This window comes from Photobacterium chitinilyticum (assembly GCF_004104355.1).
Classification (GTDB): domain Bacteria; phylum Pseudomonadota; class Gammaproteobacteria; order Enterobacterales; family Vibrionaceae; genus Photobacterium; species Photobacterium chitinilyticum.
On record NZ_RJLM01000002.1, the window covers coordinates 422833 to 442390 of the forward strand.

Consider the following 19558-nt stretch of genomic DNA (forward strand, 5'->3'; position numbering starts at 1 on the left):
TTTTTTCTGCCATGTCGTTAGCGAACAGGGGGGGTATGAGCCAAGTCCGGCTCCCCGCAATAACGCAGAATATCGGCTCTTGCCTCATCCCTGAGCTGCAGAGCGGCATTCCAGTCATTGCCTTGCGGGTGTTTGAGCGGACTAATTGTGACACTGATATCTCCCCGCCTCGGAAACAGAGAGCGATTGCGGAGTTTGGAGCGGGTACCGCACAGAGTAACAGGAAGCACGGGGAGTCCCGCATCAGCTGCTGCAATAAATGCCCCCATGTGAAACTCGTGCAACCCGGCCATCCGATAGAGCGTTCCTTCGGGAAAGAAGAATAAAGGCTGGCTGCTATTGGCGCTGTCAGCAATCCGTTTGGCATCCAGAATTCCCTTTTCAACGTCGAAGCGTTCGACAAATTCAGTATCCAGCTTGGATAGGAAAATACGGGCAAAAAGATTGTTCTTCAGCTCGGACTTGGCGACAAAGCGGCACTTTAGATGAGTGGCTGCAACCATGACCAAGCCGTCGAGATAGCTGGCGTGATTAGCAACCAAAATGCAGGGCGTATCGTTGTCTGGTAGGTGTTCCTCGCCTTTTATGGTCAGTTTTGTCCCCGTTAGCTTGATCAGTGCCCGAGCCCCGGCACGGGTGATAGCCCAGCACCAGTCTCGGTTTGGCACAATTGCAACCAGAGACCAGACACTAGGCGCGAGTATACCCATCATCAGCCACATGTAGGCGGCATAGCCTATATCTAACCCTGTTCGCCAGTACCGCCTGAATTGCGGTGCAATACCTGCCGTCATCAGTCTTAATGCCTGCCACCAGACTGCACGTTGCCGAATATCGAGGCTGTCTTGTTCGTATAGATCCTTGCAGGCCGCACGGCGTATCTTGCCACTGGAGGTTTTGGGGACGGTATGCGGCAGCCCGATAACGACGTCGTCAGGCGGGCTGCCCAGTAAATCCAGCGCCAGATTATTAATTTGATGTTTTAGCTGTTGGTGTTTGGTGGTGTCGGTTTCACGGCTTTCGGCAAGTACGATAAGGCGTTCGGTACCAGAGCGGCTGTCATGGCTGGCAAAAGCCGCAACGCAGCCCTTGCGGATCCCGGGAACATTGCTTACGGCTTCTTCCAGTTCATGGGGGTAAATGTTTCTCCCAGCGCGAATGATGATGTCCTTGCTTCGTCCGGTCAGAAAGAGCTCGCCACCAATGGTAAAAGCGCGGTCGCCGGTATTGAGCCAGTCGCCGTGATACAGGGCCTTGGTTTTTTCCGGATCGTGGTAATAGCCTGTTGTGGCCGAAGGCCCTTTAAATTCTAGTTCACCCTCTTCCCGTTCAGGCAGTTCCTGGCCAAGATCACCCATGATCCGGATTTGGTGTCCGGGCAATGGTTGGCCGAGTCCGATAACTTGCATCGCATCGGGATCATCACTGCTGGCAGCTTCGGCACGGCCAAAGCGTGTCATCGGTTCCCGTTTGACTCGTTCTATCCGCGGTCTCCTTATCTCGGTCGGGAAAGTCAGTCCAACGGTTGATTCAGCGAGGCCATAAACCGGTGACATGGTTTCGGGGCGAAAACCGTATTTGGAAAATCGCTCGGTAAAGCGTTCTATCGTACTGGGGCTAACAGGTTCGGCGCCGTTCCACGCCAGTCGCCAGCAGCTGAGATCCAAGCCTTCAAGTTCGCTCTCATCGATTTTGTTGATGCAAAGCTCGTAGGCAAAATTGGGAGCCGGTGACACCGTGCCCCCGTGGCGGTGAATCGCCCACAGCCAGCGCTGAGGTTTTGAGAGAAACAACAAAGGCGACATGATCACCAGCGGGCTGGCATAGTACAGGCTACCGAACCAGGTGCCGATCAGTCCCATATCGTGATAAACCGGCAGCCAGCTGACAAACACATCGCTCGAGCTGGCTTTGACAACCTTGCCCATTGCTCTGATATTGGCCAACAGGTTGGCATGGGTAAGTGCAACGCCCTTGGGAATTCCGGTGCTGCCCGAAGTGTACTGCAAGAAAGCGATATCAGATGTACTGGCCACTCCGACATCTGGAGGCATTGGTGCCTGCATGATCTCTGAAACCGCAACCACTGCCTTGATAGAAGGAACCTGCAATCGCAGTAGCTGCGACAGTGGCTTGGCTTCGGGTACCGTTATCAGCAACCGGGCCTCGGCATTTTGCAAGATATTGGCATGGCGCTTTAGATGGTCTTCTATTTGCGAAGGCCGTGCCGGGGGATAAATCGGCACGGGGATCGCTCGGGCATATAGTATCCCGAAGAAGCAGTAGAAATAATCACTGCTGGTTGGCAGCATTATGGCAACGCACTCCCCCGGGGCGATATCCTGTTCGATTAAGCCATTGGCGATTTGCAGCGCTTTCTCTCGCACTGTTCGGTAGCTAATTTCGGTAACCTGGTCGGCATTCTGGTATACGTAAAGATGCGGCCTGTCAGGATGGGCATTGACGTGCCAGTCAAGAACCTGCTGAAGGGAGTGGACATGCTCAGGAGCTGACTCGACAATATCAAGCTGGATTTGCTCGATAAGTTGTTCGGAAACCGGTGTGCTGCCGAGTTGGGTTGCCTGCAATAGCTCCCGGACTAAATCGCGTGGCGTTTCGATACTGGCCAGTGTTTGATCAGGCAGTGCAACACTAAACTGTTTTTCTGTGCGCAGAATCAGTTCTGCCCGAGCTAAACTATCAAACCCCAAATCCTGATCAAACCGACAATCGAGCTGCAGGGGAACATCAGGTTGCTGCCCTTGCCGCAGTTCATCCACCAGATCCTTGACCAGCTGCAAGACCAATTCTGCGGTTTGTTCTGGCGTATCACCGAATTGGCGCTGCGTATTTCCCGACATAGTAAGCATCCTGCGACGAAGCATTCTTCCCGACGCATTCATAGTGGTTGAGCCTGACGGGTAAATGCCTAATTATTCGGTAGGGTCTGCTTGAAGTGTAGTTAACTTCTGCGATATTAAAGGAAATTGCTGTTTAAATTTGAGAACATTAACAGAGGAGTTGTTGCTCGCGCGGAACCGAGATCATTAGGTTTGATAGTGATAACGACAAGAAATGATTGTGATGTGGCTATCATCGACTGCATAAACAAGACGATTGGATTCGTCTATACGGCGAGACCAGAAGCCAGATAAATTTTCTTTTAAAGCTTCTGGTTTACCAATTCCTTCGAAAGGTGAACGCTTTGTATCTACGATTAGTTTATTAATGCGCTTGAGCGTTTTCTTATCCTGACTTTGCCAATATAAATAATCATCCCAAGCCGCATCAGTCCAGGCCAGCATTCTACTCATCGATGATATCTCGTTCAGTTACTTTACCCGCTTTATACTGCTCAATTGACTTGTTTAAGTGAGCGGCATTTGCCGGTGATTTAAGTAGATGAACCGTTTCCATAAGGCTGTTGTAGTAATCCATTGACATAACAACCGCATCTTCAGAATCTCGGCGAGTGATAACAGTACAATCTGCATCATTAACGACGCCATCAAGCACAGATTTCAAACCATTCCGTGCTTCAGTAAAAGAAACAATGCGCATAATTAACCTCGATTTAAGTTGTACACGTTACTGCACAAGTTTAACTCACCGTTCAGACATGTACAAGAACATGCACAGAACCTAATTAAAATCAGGCACTATGCTTGCGCAGATAGACACCCCATAACGGGGTATAGAAGCGATATATTCTGACGAGCAAATATAGTGTTGTCACAATCGTCGAACAGACTGCCGCAGCTTTCATGCCGAGCCCCGCAACGACACCGACAGCCATCACGGCAAAGGAAATAAGTGTTACCCGCCAAATAGTCTCAATGTCATAGGACACCCAGTAGGCGAAGTTAGATTCGCCAAAGCGATACCGTAGCAGAAGCAGGCAAGCCAGATAGAAAATCGGAAATAAGCTGATTAGCGGTATTGGCCAGCCATGATACAGCGTTGAACCGACCAACAGTTTCCCGGATACGGTATAAGACAGTGCCAGCGACTCGGTAAAATCGATAGGAATAACGAGAGAAAGCAGATACAGGCAGAGGCCGACGAAATAGCTAATTGAGCCTGCAAAAATCACAAAGAACAGGGGCATACCGATAAAGAGATGTGCGATAGGTGCTAGGGTAAGGAAATGCATGAACAGCCTGACTATCTTCGGTTTTCTATCTTCAGACATTTTATTGTTAGGCATCCTACTCTCAGGCATGGTGGCCTCCTTAAACGCTGGTCAATGAACGTTTGGCTAACCGATATTGTCTCCCGCCATCGACAACAGCGCGATTGGATCTCCCTTTATTTTTGATTTTCATCATAGATTGGTTTTGTCTAACCAGAAAACGGCTTATGCATGCACGTGAGTATTTGTGTTCTACGTATACTTGTATAGAGGTTGGGTTTGATGATGACTTGCAGGTGTTAGTAATGCCGGACATGAGGCTGTTTCATTCCAAGAATACCAAGCTGGAGGTTGATCTCAGAAAATTCCTTTTTGCCAGAGGCTTCCGTTACCGCCTCCATGACAAAAGGCTGAAGGGGACTCCTGATTTGGTATTTCCAAAATACAAAGCCGTGATTTTTGTGCACGGGTGTTTTTGGCATGCCCATGAGAATTGTTCCCATGCATCTATTCCGAAGACTAATACCGAATTTTGGCTTGAAAAGTTCGCAAAAAACAAAGAAAGAGATGAGAAAGCCCAGAAATGGCTGGAAGATAACGGTTGGCGTGTACTTACTCTTTGGGAGTGCGCAATTAGAAAACCGGAACAGTTTTGCTTTGATGAGCTGCTGGATTTTGTGGAGTGTTGGCTGGTGGGAGGGGCTAGATCTTGTGAAGTTTCGGGACGCAATGAAATACCGTTGCTTGATCTAGCCATTGAAAGTGGCCAGCTATGTATGAAGGTTATCTAACAAAGTCTGAGTTAATTGCTGTGTTTCACTAGAATAATGCAGCTTACGGTGACAGTTCGGACATAGGGCTACACAATTATCAACAATATCGGGCCCACCATCAGCAAGCCTGATGAGGTGGTGAACTTCTAAATAGTCTTTGCCACTTTTAGTTTTAAATGGTGCAGGAACCTTACACATTTCGCATTGCCCATTTGCTCTGTCGAGAACCCAGCCCTTTACTTCAGGTGAGCGTTCATATTTTACAATTTTTCCAAAACTGGACTTTGGCTCTCTGATCCCTTCTGGCAATGATTTACGTTGTTTTTGACGGTAAGAATCTACTTGAGCTTCAAAAGGTACTTCCTCATTAAAAGGACGATTTTCGAGTTCGGCAAGTATCTCTTCGATTGCTGAAGTTACGTTTCGTCCAACATTTTTGGCGGGTTTTAACCCTTCAACCCAATCACGATCATGAAGTAGGTATATATAGGATATATTCTGCATTCGGTATTCATAAGCTTTTTCTGAACGACCGAATTGTTCTGAGAGCATCCGGTAGAATGCTTTTTTGTTACAGCTTTGGCCTTGCTGTTGTAACGTGTGCATCTGTAAGTAGACATCTATTGTGGCTTTTAACTCTTCCTTGGTCCATCTATCTCGCATGTTAAGGTACAACTCATTGATATAAAACGAGAGTTATATTAACGCTTTTGTATATAAGATCTATTGATGGATGTCTAATTTTCCTTACTTTGATGGGGGGTGAATGGCTGCAAGAGCACAAGATAATAGTAGCCTTTGAAATCTGGACTCTAGATTAATACCAATGAGCTTTATAGTTATCAACACCTAAGAAGCTCACCCATAAGTCTCCTCCAAATACCACAAGATATCCTTCGACTCAAACATGTCTATACCGGTGTTGGGATCCATTAGATAGGGCACCTGCACGTTGCCGTGCTGCTTGAAAAACTCATCTCGCTTGGTATTAGGCAGTGGCTTGTAAGGCTTAAGGCTCCAATGGAGTTTGGCTGGCCCCATGTCGGAGAATTGCTGTTTGCCGAGGTTAATCAGAATGTAAGTCAGTTCAAGCTCACACAACCTTTCGCGGACCGGGCGGGAGAACGGACTGGATTCAAAGCTGTACAGAACCAGCGGCAGAGAAGGCTGCCGAGATGATCGCGCTTTAACGCCTGCGCCCAAACGTATGCCTGTTGCCAGCTTGGATGTCAGGGTGCTGCTGAGTTGTCCGAGGCATGCCTTGGGTGGCTTGCTGCCGCGGTATTGCAGAAACAAGTGATGAATGATCTCTTCAGCGCCTTTGACGACGTCCGGGCTGTTAGAGTCAACTAGAACGGGCGGGGTAATACCATTGAATGCTGATTTGAGCTTCGCGAGATTTTCTCCGCCCGTAGGGCAGGGGGCGATGATCACATTCAAATTTAGCTCTGTGAGCACTTCGCGAACTAGCCGACATTTTGAATCGCCTTCCTGATCAAACAGAATAAGCGTTTGTTCTGGTTGTTCTATGGCTTTGCTGGCAACAGTTCCACGCCAGAAGCGATAGGTTGAAGCCAATGTCGATGTTGTAATGTTCAGCAAATGGTTCATGTACTCACCTGTTATCCGCTTTAGTCCGTTAAGAGGGATGGAGTTATGTATAGAACAAATAAAGCCGTTGTACTGATTATTTAATCTAAAAAACACCGGGTTGGCTACTTTTTATTCACATGTATTCTTATGGGTAGATGTCTCTATTGAAATAACTCACTCCCCAATCCACTCCCATCGTTTTTGCACTTCATGTACTTTCTTGCCCAGAATAATTTCCCTGATATCCGTGACAAATTCCTCAATCATGTTGCCAAATTCACCTTTTCGGCAGATAACCGCCAGCTGTCGAGTGATCCCCGGGGCTGGCAGCGGCTGGCATTCAAGCTTGTCGAGCAACTCAAGCTGACGGGCCAAAAATGTCGGTGTTGTTAGCGACCATCCCAACCCCTCTGCCACCATGCCCAACACGTTGTCGGCACGATCGAGGGAGAACTGGCTCTGTGGCTTGTAGTTCCGCCATCGCAGCCAGTTGTTGGTCTGGGTGCCTGTCGGCGTCCAGTTCTCATAGGCGATATAGGGCTGGTGCTTTGCCAGCCACTGAATGTTTTTCGGCTCCCAGTCTGCGGGCGTAACAACCACATACTGCTCGCTGAGCAGCGGGAACATGGCAAGTTCCTGCGGAATGTCCTGATTGGTCATAGAGATGATGATATCGACCTTGCCAGACTGCAGCGATGCCAGCAGCTCCGGTGCCGTGCCGGTCATCTGGTTGATATGGGCAACTTTGGGCTGGAGGTATTTGAGCAATTCTATTCCGGCGACCTGAGTGACCGAATCGACCATTCCGATCCGTAATCTCGGCAGCTTGCCTTTTTCGATCGAGTGCATCCAGTCTTGCAGTTTGCGTGATTCCGCCAGTAGCTTGCTGCCTTGCTCATAAAGTTCTCTGCCTGCCAGTGTGAGTTGTATCGGCCGTTTGCTCCTGTCCAGCAGCTTGCAGTCAAGCACTTGCTCCAGGCTCTGGACCAGCTGTGATACTGCAGATTGGGTTTGGTTGAGGTGGTTGGCGGCTTTGCTGAACGAGCCAGTTTCCACCACAGTTATATAAGTTCTGAGTTGGCGAAGATCAAATGCAATCGAGTCCATATCAGGCTCTAGTATAAATCAAACTAATACTCTGCATTATATTCCCCACTGGTATCTAAGTACGGAGCTAGTTCAAACAATCCCGATAATCCTTGCCTTAGAATTCTAATCATCAAAGAAAATTGAATAAAACCGCAGGATTGAACCATGAGAAAAGAATCTGATGTATTAGGTGAGATGATGTTGCCGGACGAGGCTTATTATGGCATTCAGACGGTACGAGCCCGCGATAACTTTGCGGTTTCCGGTCGCACGGCAGTCGAAGTGCCGCATTACCTGTGGTCGGTAGCTGCTATTAAGCAGGCTGCAGCCAAGGCGAACTGTAAAATTGGTGCGCTGGACGAAAAGCTGGCTGACGCCATTGTTCAGGCCTCGCAGGAAGTGATGGATCATCGTTTTGACGATCAGTTTCCTATCGATATCTTTCAGGGCGGCGGCGGTACCTCGACCAATATGAATGCCAACGAGGTAATAGCCAACCGCGCCAACGAAATTATCACCGGCCAGAAAGGCTATGAGACGGTACACCCCAATACTCACGTCAACATGGGCCAGTCGACCAACGATGTGATCCCGGCGGCGATGAAGATGACTTGTCGCCTGAATCTGCATCAGCTGATCAAGGAAGTGGCGGCATTGGAAGCCATGCTTGAGGAGAAAACCCAAGCGTTCGAGCATGTCGTGAAGTTAGCCAGAACTTGTTTGCAGGATGCGGTGCCAATTACTCTCGGCCAGCAGTTCAGCGGTTATCTTCATCAGGTTCGACGCCTGCACCAGTCATTGAAAGCGGCCAGCGAACAAACCCTGGACTTGCCACTGGGGGCGACAGCGGTCGGTACCGGACTTTCCACTCATGAAGGCTATCTGGATCAGGTATACGTCGAGCTTCGCGAGATCAGCGGCGAGCAGTTTGTAGCCGAGGAGAACTTCTTCGATGGGCTGCAAAACGGCGATACCTACCTTGAGGTGGCCGCCCAGATCAAAAAGCTGGCTGCTTTCCTTTCAAAAATGGCAACGGATTTCCGGATTCAGGGTAGCGGCCCGCGTGCAGGGTTTAACGAGTTGTTCCTGCCAGCGGTTCAGCCGGGCTCTTCTATCATGCCGGGCAAGATCAATCCGGTAATGCCGGAGCTGATCAACCAGATCGCCTATCAGGTTATTGGCAACGATGTCGCGATCACTATGGCTGTCGAGGGCGGTGAGCTGGATCTGAATGTCTGGGAGCCGGTGATCATCAAGGCGCTGTTCGAGTCCTGTACCTTGCTCACTAACGCTATCCCGCTGTTTGTTGAAAAATGCCTGAAAGATCTGCTGCCAAACGAGCCTGTGTGCCGCGAATATGCCGAAAAGAGTACGGCACTGGCAACCGTGATTGCGACCCTGTTCGGTTACAAGGTGGGAAGCCGTATCGCGACAGCGGCCTTTGAGCAGAACCTCAGTGTGCGTGAAGTGGTGCTGGCTGAGCAGCTGTTGACCCCGGCGCAGGCCGATTATCTGCTGGATCCGATGGTGATGACCGATCCCAAGGCCAGTACGGCAGCGGTGAAGCGTTATCAGCAGGAGATGGCTGGGTCTGACCAAACAAACGGGCAGCCAAAACAGGTTGAGGAAACCGTATGAAACCAGATCCGTTACTGAGGCAGATCGCACATTGGTGCGTGAATCTTCGGCTCGATGATGTTCCCGACGAGGTGACACATGTAGCCAAGACCGCCCTGACCGATTATGTCGCCGTTACTATCGCCGGTAGTGAGATGCCGGTCGCCAGAAAGCTGCAGCAGTTTGCCATGCAGCGCGCGCCGCAGGGCAATTGCAGTGTATTTGGTACTGAGCAGAAAACCAGTATGGCCTACGCCAGCTATGCCAATGGCGCCGCATCCCATGCGCTTGATTTTGATGATGTCAGCTGGGCGACGATTGGTCATCCGACCGTAACCGTAGCCCCCGTTGCCTTTGCTGCCGCCGAGGAAGGCAAGCTAGGTGGCGAAAGCGTGTTGCTTGCTTATATCGCTGGCGTCGAGGCCCAGCATCAGATAGCGAAGTGGGTGATGCCGCAGCTGTCTGAACAGGGCTGGCATACCACGCCTGCGATCGGAGTGTTCGGGGCGACAGTAGCGGCTGGTTTGCTGCAAGGGCTTGATGAGACGGCTCTGACCAATGCACTAGCGATTGCTGCATCGTCGGCCTCCGGGGTTCGGGGAAATTTTGGTAGCCAGACCAAGGCAATGCATGCCGGAATGGCTGCTTTTAATGGTGTCAATGCTGTGGAGCTGGCGATGCTGGGAGTAACAGGCAAGCCCAATGTCATTGAGGCCGCTGATGGTTTTGCCCAGTGCTTTACCGGGATCTCCTCCCTAGAAGGGGTCGAGGTGACGCTTGGCAGGCAATGGGACTTGCTGGAAAACGGTTTGGTGTTCAAGCAATACCCGTGCTGTAGCGGCAGCCATCCTGCCATTGATTGCTGGGATGCTTTGATTGTAGAGAGAGGGCTTGTTGAAAGAGGGCTTGTTGGAAAGGAGCTCGGCGAAAGAGTACTGGATCCTGATGACATTGAATATATCCAGGTTGGTGCCAGCTTGCTCGGGCCGCGTGAACTGGTGTGCGACCACCCGCAAAATGTCATCGAAGCCAAGTTCTCGATGCAGTACGCCTTGGCTGCCCGTCTGATCCATGGCGCGGTCGGGCTGGATCAATTTACCGACGAGGCCGTGCGTGATCCCCGCGTACAGGCTCTGATGTCAAAGATCCGGATGAGGGTCGATCCCGAGTTGGAAAAATTGGGTTTCATCGGAACAGCACCAGTCAAGATCCGGGTGTATCTGGCAAACGGTGAAACGCTGAGTATCGAAAACGATCTAGCCAAAGGTACGCCGGAAAAGCCGCTGTCTCAGGCGGAAATAGAAAAGAAATTTACTTCCTGTGTCGTGCCAAGGGTAGGCGAACACAAGTGCCAGCACTGGCTAAGCGCATTGGCCAATTTAGAAGCCATGACTTTTTCAGAGCTTAATCAACTTTTGAATTCATAACAGCAACTCCCGAACCAATAACGGGAGTGGAGGTATCCAATGATTATTATCCAAACGTGTCTGTTGCTTGGGGCCATTATTTTGGCCGCTCGCCTTGGTGGGATCGGTGTCGGTCTGGCCGGAGGCTTAGGAATGGCGATTGCCGTTTTTGGCCTTGGTCTGCCGCCGGGCAGTATTCCGGTATCGGTTATTTTGATCATCATGTCGGTGATCCTGGCGCTGTCAGTGATGCAGCAGGCTGGTGGCATGAGCTATATGGTCAGCTGTGCCGAGAAAATGCTGCGTAATCATCCCAAGTACATCAATATATTGGCCCCGGCTACAACCTTTGTACTGACGACACTGGCCGGGACGGGTTATACCGCGATGTCGGTACTGAATGTGATCCAGCAGGTTGCCAAGGAAAACGGTGTGCGCCCGAGCCAGCCGTTGAGTTCGGCAGTTGTTGCTTCGCAGATCGCCATTACAGCTTCGCCAATCTCGGCGGCTACTGCGGCGATGTATGTGGTGGTCGAACAAATGGGCGTGAGCTTCGGCACTGCGCTGAGCGTGATCATGCCGTCGGCCTTGTTCGGGGTGGTTGTGGCATCGTTTGTTGCCAGCCGTCAGGGCTGTGAGCTCAAAGATGATCCGATCTTCAAGGATCGTGTCGAAAAAGGCTTGGTAAATTTCACCCCTGAAGAGCAGAAGCAAATTGAGCCGAGCATCGAGGCCAAGCGCTCGGTTTGGTTGTTCCTCGCTGGTGTGATGTTCATTGTTGTTTTGCTGCTGTTCAAGCCGTTGATCGGCCATACTTTGGGATCGCGCGATATTATCGTTATCGTGATGCTGCTAACCAGTTTTATTATGGCGATGGTGTGCAAGGTCCAGCTCACCACAATCAAGAAAGCACCGATTTTTGCTGACGGGGCGGAAAGCCTGATTGTGATCCTCGGTATTGTGTGGCTGAGCTCGACAATTATTGGGGTTCACATTCCGGAGATCAAAACGATGGCTGGCGATGTGCTGAGCGAGTATCCGGCACTGTTGGCTGTGGTATTCTTCGGGACGTCGGCGTTGCTGTTCAGTCAGGGGGCAACCAGTGCTTTGTTAGTGCCTATCGCGGCATCGCTGAATGTGGATCCTGCGACTATTCTGGCTAGCTTTGTTGCGGTGAGTGCGCTGTATATGACCAACATCTACCCAACAACGGCGTTTGCCATCGCAACGGATGATACGGGCTCTTTTCTCAGCAATAAGTGGAATGGTTCTTATATCGTCAACCACCCGTTCTTCCTACCGGGTATGCTGGGCATTGTCGGTGCTGTACCGTTCGGGTTTGTTCTGGCCAATATCTTTGTTTAGAAATGGCGAGTTCGCTTAATAACTAGCCTATTCACTCGTTGCCACTATCCCCGCGACTATTCTTACGGTTGCACTCGAAGCCCTCATTATTGAGGGCTTTCTATCCCGCGCATCTTTTCTACCTTTTCCTGAGTCACTTGCTTAACTTGCTAGGATTGATAACCTGAAACTCCTATATTCTAAGCAATGAATAATATAGGTGTATCTTCCTTAGTCTTGCTCTTGAATAATTATCTATGCTGACAATTTACAAATGAGAGGTGTGGATAGCTAGGTAAGCATGGTCAAATAAAACTGACTAAGAGTGTGTTAGGAGGGTAGGGGTGATGAGCTACCTTGGTAACTGCATTCATTTTTCTTCAATGCTTGAGAGGCGGTGTTTTTTCCGGGTTTATTACATTTAGCTGGATTGTATATTTTTCATTGAAGGGTGACCTACTGAATTTAAATAGTAAATGACACATGACTTAGATAGAGGGTAATGTGAAAGTACTAGACATAAATATCAATCCATTAGAACAAAGGTAATGATTAAAATAGGACAGTGATATAAGGATTACCAGTGGCTTGGTACCAGATAAATGGTGTGTAACCTGGTGTCTGTTGTTTGGATTATACGAGTTTCTTATGGATATAAGCATATTTATAAGCTGCTACTTAGTACTTTTTTTGTGGATATCAAGTGCTCAGTATTAATAAAACAAATAATGTATAAGGTTATTTCCTTTTATTAACATGCGCTTAATGTTACTTGTGTGATTTTTTGCTTTTTATATGTCTAGTTTGTTGTGTTTTTTTATCTTATCAATTATTAGAATCTTTACATCATACAGCCTTAATTCTTATAACTAAGAAGAATATCTGATGAAGCTACAATAGTGAGAACTAGTACAAACGCATGCGAATTTCTAATAAAAAAGAATGAGCGAAAATGTGATTCTCAATATGCGAATTTTTATGATTGAAATTTTTCATTCTTCAATATAATTCTGATGGGGCTACTAGTCGGTGATTTTAAAGAGAGTTAAAGGTTTTAATCAATGTTATTGAGCAGGATATAGGTATTTATTACTGGCTTTCTCTACTCATAACTCTAGTTTTTATTCGCAATTATATAAATGGTGCGTATTTTGAGTTATTGCGAGTAGTTATTTTTTACTAGGTTGATTCTTATTACCTTGTGAATTTCAGCTTTTTATGCGGTCGCATGTTTTTATTATTGGAGCTAAATTTTTGGGTAAGGGGGAATGTTCATCTTTCACTGATGAAAATGATGTGGTCCCCGATAACAAATAACATGATCCATTATTTTTTTTGGTCTGTTTAATTGACCAAATAGCAGGAGTTGAGTTATGCACAATAAACCGAGGCGATTGGCAAAATATGCAACGATACCTTTATTCGTTGCTTTTTCATTGGCCAGTTCAATTGCTAGCGGCGGTATCGAAGAAGAAATGCAACTGACGTTGCAGGAACAAGGCTTGGATTATAAAACACTCTTGGAGCAGCATCGGACGGAGCGGCAAAGTATCAAACAGGAGATTAGGCAGGCCACGCGAAGTCGACCTGTAGACCATGAGCTGATAGCTAGTCTGCGAGAGCAGGATCGGGATTTACGTCAGAGCCAGAGAGATGAAAAAAACTTACTGAAGCGCCTTCAAGAGCGTGATAATTCAGAGTTGAGGCTTGCGCTGAGGCGCTCGGCTGGAACCGGCGAAGAACTTGAACCGGATCATGAGTTCAATGCGCTGCTTACTTTAGTAAACGGTGTTGAACTTACTGATGCCAATGGCATTCCCGTTGGTGGGGAGGCGGGCATTGCCACCTTTGGTGATAAATTGGATATTGAAATTGCTATTGGTGGTATTACTTCCGCGAGTGATGTTGCATCGATAGAACTAACGAACTGTAGCACGGGTGAATTGTTTCTATCACTGCCGCCAAACGAACTGCTTGGGGAAGTGATTATCGGTCCGGAAATTCCACCACAAATACCTGATGTCAATGTAGGTCCGTTGGCTCCGACACCTGAATTTAGCCTGCTTCAGCTTAACCTTCCGTTGACTGATGCCATGTTGATGGCGTTAGAGAATGGCAATATGTGTGCTCCGGTTGTAATGGCTTCTCATGAGGAATCTCATCCAGAGGGGGCTTTGACAGGCAACTTCATCGATCACCTTCGTTTCGAAGCGCTGGAATATGTGATGGATCCTTCATTGCTGCCTGAACCCAGGGTCATGGATCGCCAGTTTAATACCATAGGATCACTCAGCGATCTGGTTGTAAAGGATCAATACGCACTGGAAAAATTGGGTAAAGCTTTATTCTGGGATACCCAGGTTGGATCAGATAACAAGGTGGCCTGTGCATCTTGCCATAGTTTGTCTGGTGCTGACTGGCGGACCAAAAACCAATTTGCAGACGGACCGGGCAATTTAGAGGTAACGTCATCTGATTTCCCGCTTAATACTGTGCTTGGTTCACAAGGGGTAATGAATGCTGAGTTTGTCGAAATTAACCCTGATCAGTCGGGTGAGGATATATGTCAAGATCTAGAGGGTGATTTCAGGCTGGTTACTGGTCGTCAGGCTCCGACAGTTATCAATGCCGCCTTCAACACTTTCCAGTTCTGGGACGGAAGGGCGCACCGCTTATTTAACGGCGAAAACCCGCTGGGACCCGTTGATAAAGAAGCCGGTGTTTATAAGGTTACTGGCTCCGGCGTGATTGAAAAAGACACTGACTTCCTCCTTGATTTCTCCTCTTTGGCCTCACAGGCTGTTGGTCCGTTTGAAAGCCATGTTGAAATGGCTTGTGGGCCGGTAGACCGCAGCCGCTTCTTCCCTCAGCTTGCGATGAAACTACTTGATAGCCGGGTTAAGCCACTTGGCCTTCAGAAAGTACATTCTGAAGATAGTATGCTTGGCGGAATAGCTGAAAATGATAAAGGGCTCACAACCAGCTACGAGGAAATGATCAAGAGTGCTTTCCAAGAGCAGTACTGGGATAGTGCCCTGCCTGTATCGCTGCAACATCCGGTAACTAACGTGTGGGAAGATTACAGCATGATGGAAGCAAACTTTGCCTTCATCTTTGGTATTGCTGTACAGGCTTACGAGCGTACTTTGTTATCAGGCGAGAGTAAGTTTGATAAGTTTGCCCGTGGTGAGGGTGACTTGACTGAGGCAGAAAAAGAAGGGTTCAGTCGATTCCTCAGCGGCGGCACTGGCTGTAATGGCTGCCATGACGGCCCGATGTTCAGTACTGCTACGCTTGAGTTCACACTTGTTGAACCCATTGAAGCAATGCGACTTGCTAATAGTGCCGATAAGGGATTGTATGATTCAGGGTTCTACAATGTTGGTGTCCGCTCAACAGAGGAAGATTTAGGTCGAGGTCGACAAGACCTACCTGGCCCAATTGCGCTATCAATCCAGTCGAACAATGGTAATGATACACTGTGGCCAAATTTGCCTCTTGTGTCAGCCGAGGAGGGTAAGGCCAGCGTGAAGGGCCACATGAAAGTGCCGACTCTGCGTAATATTGAGTTAACGGCACCTTATTTCCACAACGGTAAATATCTGTCGCTGGAAGATGTTGTGGCCTTCTATACCCGTGGTGGTGACTTCCCGGGAAATGAAGATCTTGATCCGGATATCGAGCCAATTGGTCAGCTGCTAGGTAAACCTGAGCGACAGGCGAAGATTGCAGCCTGGATGCGTACTCTGACTGATGAGCGTATTCGTTATCGTTCTGCACCGTTTGATGGTCCTGAGTTATCAATTGCCAATGGCCATAAAATGGAAAACGGTCAGATTGTCGATGATATGATCACGTTAGAGGCGACAGGTAAGGATGGGTCTACGGAAATGTTCGCTACCTTCTTCGAGCGAGTGGGCGGCACCATTCCTGACATCCCATAGGATGATTAAGTAGAAAGTTATAAATAGCCAAAACACAGGCTGACTGAAAAGGGCTTGGTTCTCCGTGAACCAAGCCCTTTTTTGCTATCTAGCAGCACTGAAGGTATTAATTAAACGCGATACAAACAGGGCTGCCCGTTTCGAATTGATGGCCAGAAGTGATGAGTTTTCCACTATTAGGGTTTCGTTTAAAGCTCACGATATTGTGAGAATTTTGATTGGCGACAACCAACCATTTGTCATCGGCGCTGAGATTAAAATCTCTTGGGAATAGGCCTAAGGTGCTGGTGCGCTCCACCAAGTGAAGTGAATATTGGGAATCTACCTCAAGGCAGGCAATTTGGGCTTGATGGCGTCCTGATACATAGATAAACCTTTCGTCCGCGGATAGCCGAATTGCGGCTGTTGCTCCGCCAAGGTTATGCGGCTCAAAGGGTTGGTATCGCATAGTGATTTGCCATTGACCTTTTGTATGGCGTAAGACGATCACTTCTTCCGATAGCTCACACAGCACAAATGCTGTTGTTTCATCTTTAGTGAAAATGACATGACGAGGCCCACATCCTTTTGGCAGTTCAACCTGCTTGGCCTGTTGGCTGAGTATTTTCCCCTGGCTTCTATCAAAGGGGTAGAAGCCTATTGTATCAATGCCTAAATCTACGGTAACTAAGGTGTCACTGTGATTTAAAAAGGAGATATGGTGCCCGTGAGGGCCTTCTTGGCGATCAAGGTTTGGGCCACTGCCTTGATGTTGAATTAGATCACAGGCAGGGCCGAGATCGTTATTCTTATTTAACGGAAACAGTTCAAAACTGCCACTGCCGTATTGAGCCGTAGTGACAAATTCACCTTGAGGATCAATCGCAAGATGACAAGCAAATTCGCCGCTCATTGAAACATCTTGGCAGTGGTTGAGCTCCCCATCACCATTTATATAGTAGCGACTTAGCACAGGCTGTTGCCCAGCAAACGCCTCTTGTATACAAAAGAGTGAATTATTTTTGGTTGTGATTAGGTAAGAGGGATTGATGGTAACGGCACTAAGTTTCAGATCGGAAAATTCGCCAGTATTAGTATCCAATAGGCAGCTAACAATACCTTCACCTTCATTTTTCATTGTGCCAATTGGTGCTGAATAACAACCAATAAACATTCTTTCACTTGTCATAATAGCCTCACATCATGCCGACTTTCTCTAATTAAACTGAGTTCGGCGACAACAAATACAATACGCGTTGCACTAACCGAGCGGGGGCTCGAAAGAGATATATGTATTCAGTAAATCCATTGTTTTATTTGTCTATTGAACAGTGGTCTCGGAACAAGAGTTTGGGACCATTTAAGATAATACACCATATGCATGTTGGGGCGCATCATCCCTTCTTGTTCTTTCTCAGGTGTAGATGGGTAGCAGGCGGGGCGTAGAATTGAAGTAAAGATAATGTTACAAGGTATTCATTATGTTCAAATTAACTCATTTGCTCACAAAGGATTAACATTCAATTTGCCGTTTTGCTCTTATCTGAAGATTCGCTCTTGTGATGTAGCGAAAACACTGCTTATTGTTGGCACAATGAAAGCGATGATCGAGTAAATGATGGTTGGATTTAAGGTTGGTAACAGAATGTAGGGCGCTACTTTTACAGGCCTTGCCCAGTGTTATCGTGTGTAAACAGAAACAGCGTCCGTTGCAACACTAAGCAACGTGGTCTTTTGATACGTTAGGCGACTCGGCTAATCAAGGCTCAGAATTCCAATATTGATTCTGTTGCATATTGTGGGTTTTTAATAAAAACCATAAAAATCAATATTTTAGTACCTACTCCCTCTGACTCACCCTTATCCTCATGGAGTTGGGAGGATGTTTTTAGTGGCATAGAAAGGCAACATAGACAGCAGTTGAGATAATCCAAGGGAAAGGAAGACCTATGGAAACACATGGCCAGACACACGCAGCTGGTATCCATTTGTGGGAATGTCGTTCACCAGTGCCATTTAACCTAGCTAGTTAGCAATCTAATTGAGTTAATACATAGCCGATAATTAATATTCTTTATAGATATCAGCAAAACTAACATTGTAGCGGTCTCAAGGTTGCTGTCGGATGGCTTTGTTGCATTGGTATTTTGTCTAATAATGTTTTAATTACTAAAAACAAGGAAAGGTAATAGTGAAGTTTCAAAAAAAAACTCTGGGTTATACTTCTAATCTAAGTTGCAACGAAAACTTAAGACCAAAAAAGTTGGCTTTATATATATTGCCAGTTATTGCAATGATAAGTTGGGGCTCAGCGTTCGCAAATTGCACCGTAGGGAAAACTCCAGTCAATCAAGAAATGGAGTATGTTGATATTTGTGACAAAGAAAACGATTGTAAAAAGTTTTCTAGATTAGTTATGGGTACTGATCACTTGATCCAAGCCAATTGGGTTGTAGACGGACAACAAGAAATTTCAGATGAAGAGCTACATGCTATTCTTGATGAAGCTGTTAAGTTGGGAATAAATACTTTTGATACCTCTCCAATTTATGTTGGCAATATCGAAGACAAGCTGGGGAAATGGCTGGACTATAAAAATAGTGAAATACACGAGGACGGATTCTATAGCAATGGCAGTCTGAATCCAGATAGAAATCTTTATACGATATCAAAAGGGGGGTTCCCCCTTGACTTATACTACTCGCAAAAGCTTGATTCAGGCAGTCATTCTGAGGAATTGCTAACGGTTCTTCGTGAGCAGGGGCTATTGGGTGAAAAACCGACCATTACGGACGACGGGGGAATTGAGGTAAAAAATGCACCTAGCGGTACATATTCCAGTCGTTTATACGGTAGCGAAGAGCAGATTAAATCCCGCGTATCGGGAGAGCTACATCATACGGCTAACCATTTAAGCAATGATATTACAGTTTATCTGATGCACCGTGATGATGCCGATTTCTTCAAATTTGATGAGATTGATAGACCGCAAACACCGGTAAATAGAATTTTGAAGGCACTCAGCGCCCAAGAAATAACAGACAAGGTTTGGCAAATTGGTGTATCTAATTGGAGAACACCAAGAGTTAATGAATCTTTAAAGTTAGCCTCGGAAAATTCTGACTTACTTAAACCGGTACTGAATAGTCCCTATTTCTCTTTATTTGAAATGTCCGAGAGATCAATACACGCTGGAGGTATACAAGTCTTTCACAAGGAAATGAGTAGCCCAGAGTTTCAGAAAGGTATCAAAATAATGTCATACTCTCCTCTGGGAGGTTTTAGTATTCTGGATAAACCCGAACCTCGGTGGCAGAATGCTAAGGCGTCTGCAAAAGAGAAGTATGATGCGGGTGACCCATATTGGAAAAATGTATTTTATTCAATTTTCACTGAAGACAATAGGCAGAGATATGAGAGAGTGGTGCAATTTACTGATGATTTCAACAGTGAGCATTGTACCATCTATACAGTAGACCAGATGATCAATGCATATGCGCTTGCACATGAAAGAGCGGATATGTTGGCTGTCGGTCCTATCACAATTCCTCAGCTACGACGAACGGTTGCTTCGCTTGGTCTCTCAAAAATGCTGACGGACGATGATCTTGAATATCTATATGATGGTGTTGTAGTTAAACAATAACTGGATGTCGACGAGTACCTGACTGAAAAGGGCTT

14 protein-coding genes are annotated in these 19558 nt (G+C 47.2%); 6 read left to right on the top strand and 8 right to left on the bottom strand.

Going from position 1 to position 19558, the window contains the following annotated elements:
• Positions 1 to 17 precede the first annotated feature (17 nt).
• The 4 genes from EDI28_RS08020 to EDI28_RS08035 all read right to left on the bottom strand — a co-directional run bounded on the left by EDI28_RS08020 (position 18) and on the right by EDI28_RS08035 (position 4222).
• On the bottom strand, positions 18 to 2861 hold the full coding sequence (locus tag EDI28_RS08020) for an AMP-binding protein (protein WP_128783324.1): 2844 nt from the start codon (positions 2859 to 2861) through the stop codon (positions 18 to 20).
• 186 nt (positions 2862 to 3047) lie between these two features.
• Positions 3048 to 3314 (bottom strand): Txe/YoeB family addiction module toxin, encoded by a 267-nt coding sequence (locus EDI28_RS08025; protein WP_128783325.1) that lies wholly within the window; start codon positions 3312 to 3314, stop codon positions 3048 to 3050.
• On the bottom strand, positions 3307 to 3561 hold the full coding sequence (locus EDI28_RS08030) for a type II toxin-antitoxin system Phd/YefM family antitoxin (protein WP_128783326.1): 255 nt from the start codon (positions 3559 to 3561) through the stop codon (positions 3307 to 3309). The genes EDI28_RS08025 and EDI28_RS08030 overlap by 8 nt, the downstream gene beginning before the upstream one ends.
• A 91-nt stretch (positions 3562 to 3652) precedes the next feature.
• Positions 3653 to 4222 (bottom strand): hypothetical protein, encoded by a 570-nt coding sequence (locus EDI28_RS08035; RefSeq protein WP_128783327.1) that lies wholly within the window; start codon positions 4220 to 4222, stop codon positions 3653 to 3655.
• A gap of 215 nt (positions 4223 to 4437) precedes the next feature.
• Between EDI28_RS08035 and EDI28_RS08040 the strand changes: the two genes are divergently transcribed.
• On the top strand, positions 4438 to 4923 hold the full coding sequence (locus tag EDI28_RS08040) for a very short patch repair endonuclease (RefSeq protein ID WP_128783328.1): 486 nt from the start codon (positions 4438 to 4440) through the stop codon (positions 4921 to 4923).
• Here the strand turns inward: EDI28_RS08040 and EDI28_RS08045 are convergent.
• The 3 genes from EDI28_RS08045 to EDI28_RS08055 form a co-directional block, all read right to left on the bottom strand.
• Positions 4903 to 5568, bottom strand: coding sequence for an HNH endonuclease (locus EDI28_RS08045; protein ID WP_128783329.1), 666 nt, complete (start codon positions 5566 to 5568; stop codon positions 4903 to 4905). The two genes, EDI28_RS08040 and EDI28_RS08045, sit on opposite strands and share 21 nt — an antisense overlap.
• A 195-nt stretch (positions 5569 to 5763) precedes the next feature.
• Positions 5764 to 6516 carry a glutathione S-transferase N-terminal domain-containing protein gene (locus EDI28_RS08050; protein WP_128783330.1) on the bottom strand — a complete coding sequence of 251 codons (753 nt, stop codon included), beginning with the start codon at positions 6514 to 6516 and terminating at the stop codon, positions 5764 to 5766.
• 156 nt (positions 6517 to 6672) lie between these two features.
• Positions 6673 to 7605: a LysR family transcriptional regulator gene (locus tag EDI28_RS08055; protein WP_128783331.1), complete on the bottom strand. Its 933-nt coding sequence runs from the start codon at positions 7603 to 7605 to the stop codon at positions 6673 to 6675.
• 147 nt (positions 7606 to 7752) lie between these two features.
• Here EDI28_RS08055 and EDI28_RS08060 point away from each other — a divergent pair, with 147 nt between their 5' ends.
• The 4 genes from EDI28_RS08060 (at position 7753) to EDI28_RS08075 (ending at position 15898) form a co-directional block, all read left to right on the top strand.
• A complete protein-coding gene (locus EDI28_RS08060; RefSeq protein ID WP_128783332.1) occupies positions 7753 to 9225 on the top strand; it encodes an aspartate ammonia-lyase in 1473 nt (490 codons plus the stop codon).
• Positions 9222 to 10631 carry an MmgE/PrpD family protein gene (locus EDI28_RS08065; RefSeq protein WP_128783333.1) on the top strand — a complete coding sequence of 470 codons (1410 nt, stop codon included), beginning with the start codon at positions 9222 to 9224 and terminating at the stop codon, positions 10629 to 10631. The genes EDI28_RS08060 and EDI28_RS08065 overlap by 4 nt, the downstream gene beginning before the upstream one ends.
• A gap of 39 nt (positions 10632 to 10670) precedes the next feature.
• The gene (locus EDI28_RS08070) at positions 10671 to 11975 is read left to right on the top strand and encodes an anaerobic C4-dicarboxylate transporter (RefSeq protein WP_128783334.1); all 1305 of its coding nucleotides are present in this window, start codon (positions 10671 to 10673) and stop codon (positions 11973 to 11975) included.
• A 1352-nt stretch (positions 11976 to 13327) separates the two neighbouring features.
• Positions 13328 to 15898, top strand: coding sequence for a cytochrome-c peroxidase (locus EDI28_RS08075; protein WP_128783335.1), 2571 nt, complete (start codon positions 13328 to 13330; stop codon positions 15896 to 15898).
• Between the two features lie 106 nt (positions 15899 to 16004).
• On the opposite strand, the gene EDI28_RS08080 is transcribed toward EDI28_RS08075, so the two are convergent.
• Positions 16005 to 17066: a lactonase family protein gene (locus tag EDI28_RS08080; protein WP_128783336.1), complete on the bottom strand. Its 1062-nt coding sequence runs from the start codon at positions 17064 to 17066 to the stop codon at positions 16005 to 16007.
• Between the two features lie 1002 nt (positions 17067 to 18068).
• Between EDI28_RS08080 and EDI28_RS08085 the strand changes: the two genes are divergently transcribed.
• On the top strand, positions 18069 to 19523 hold the full coding sequence (locus tag EDI28_RS08085; RefSeq protein WP_128783337.1) for an aldo/keto reductase: 1455 nt from the start codon (positions 18069 to 18071) through the stop codon (positions 19521 to 19523).
• The last annotated feature ends 35 nt before the right edge of the window (positions 19524 to 19558 follow it).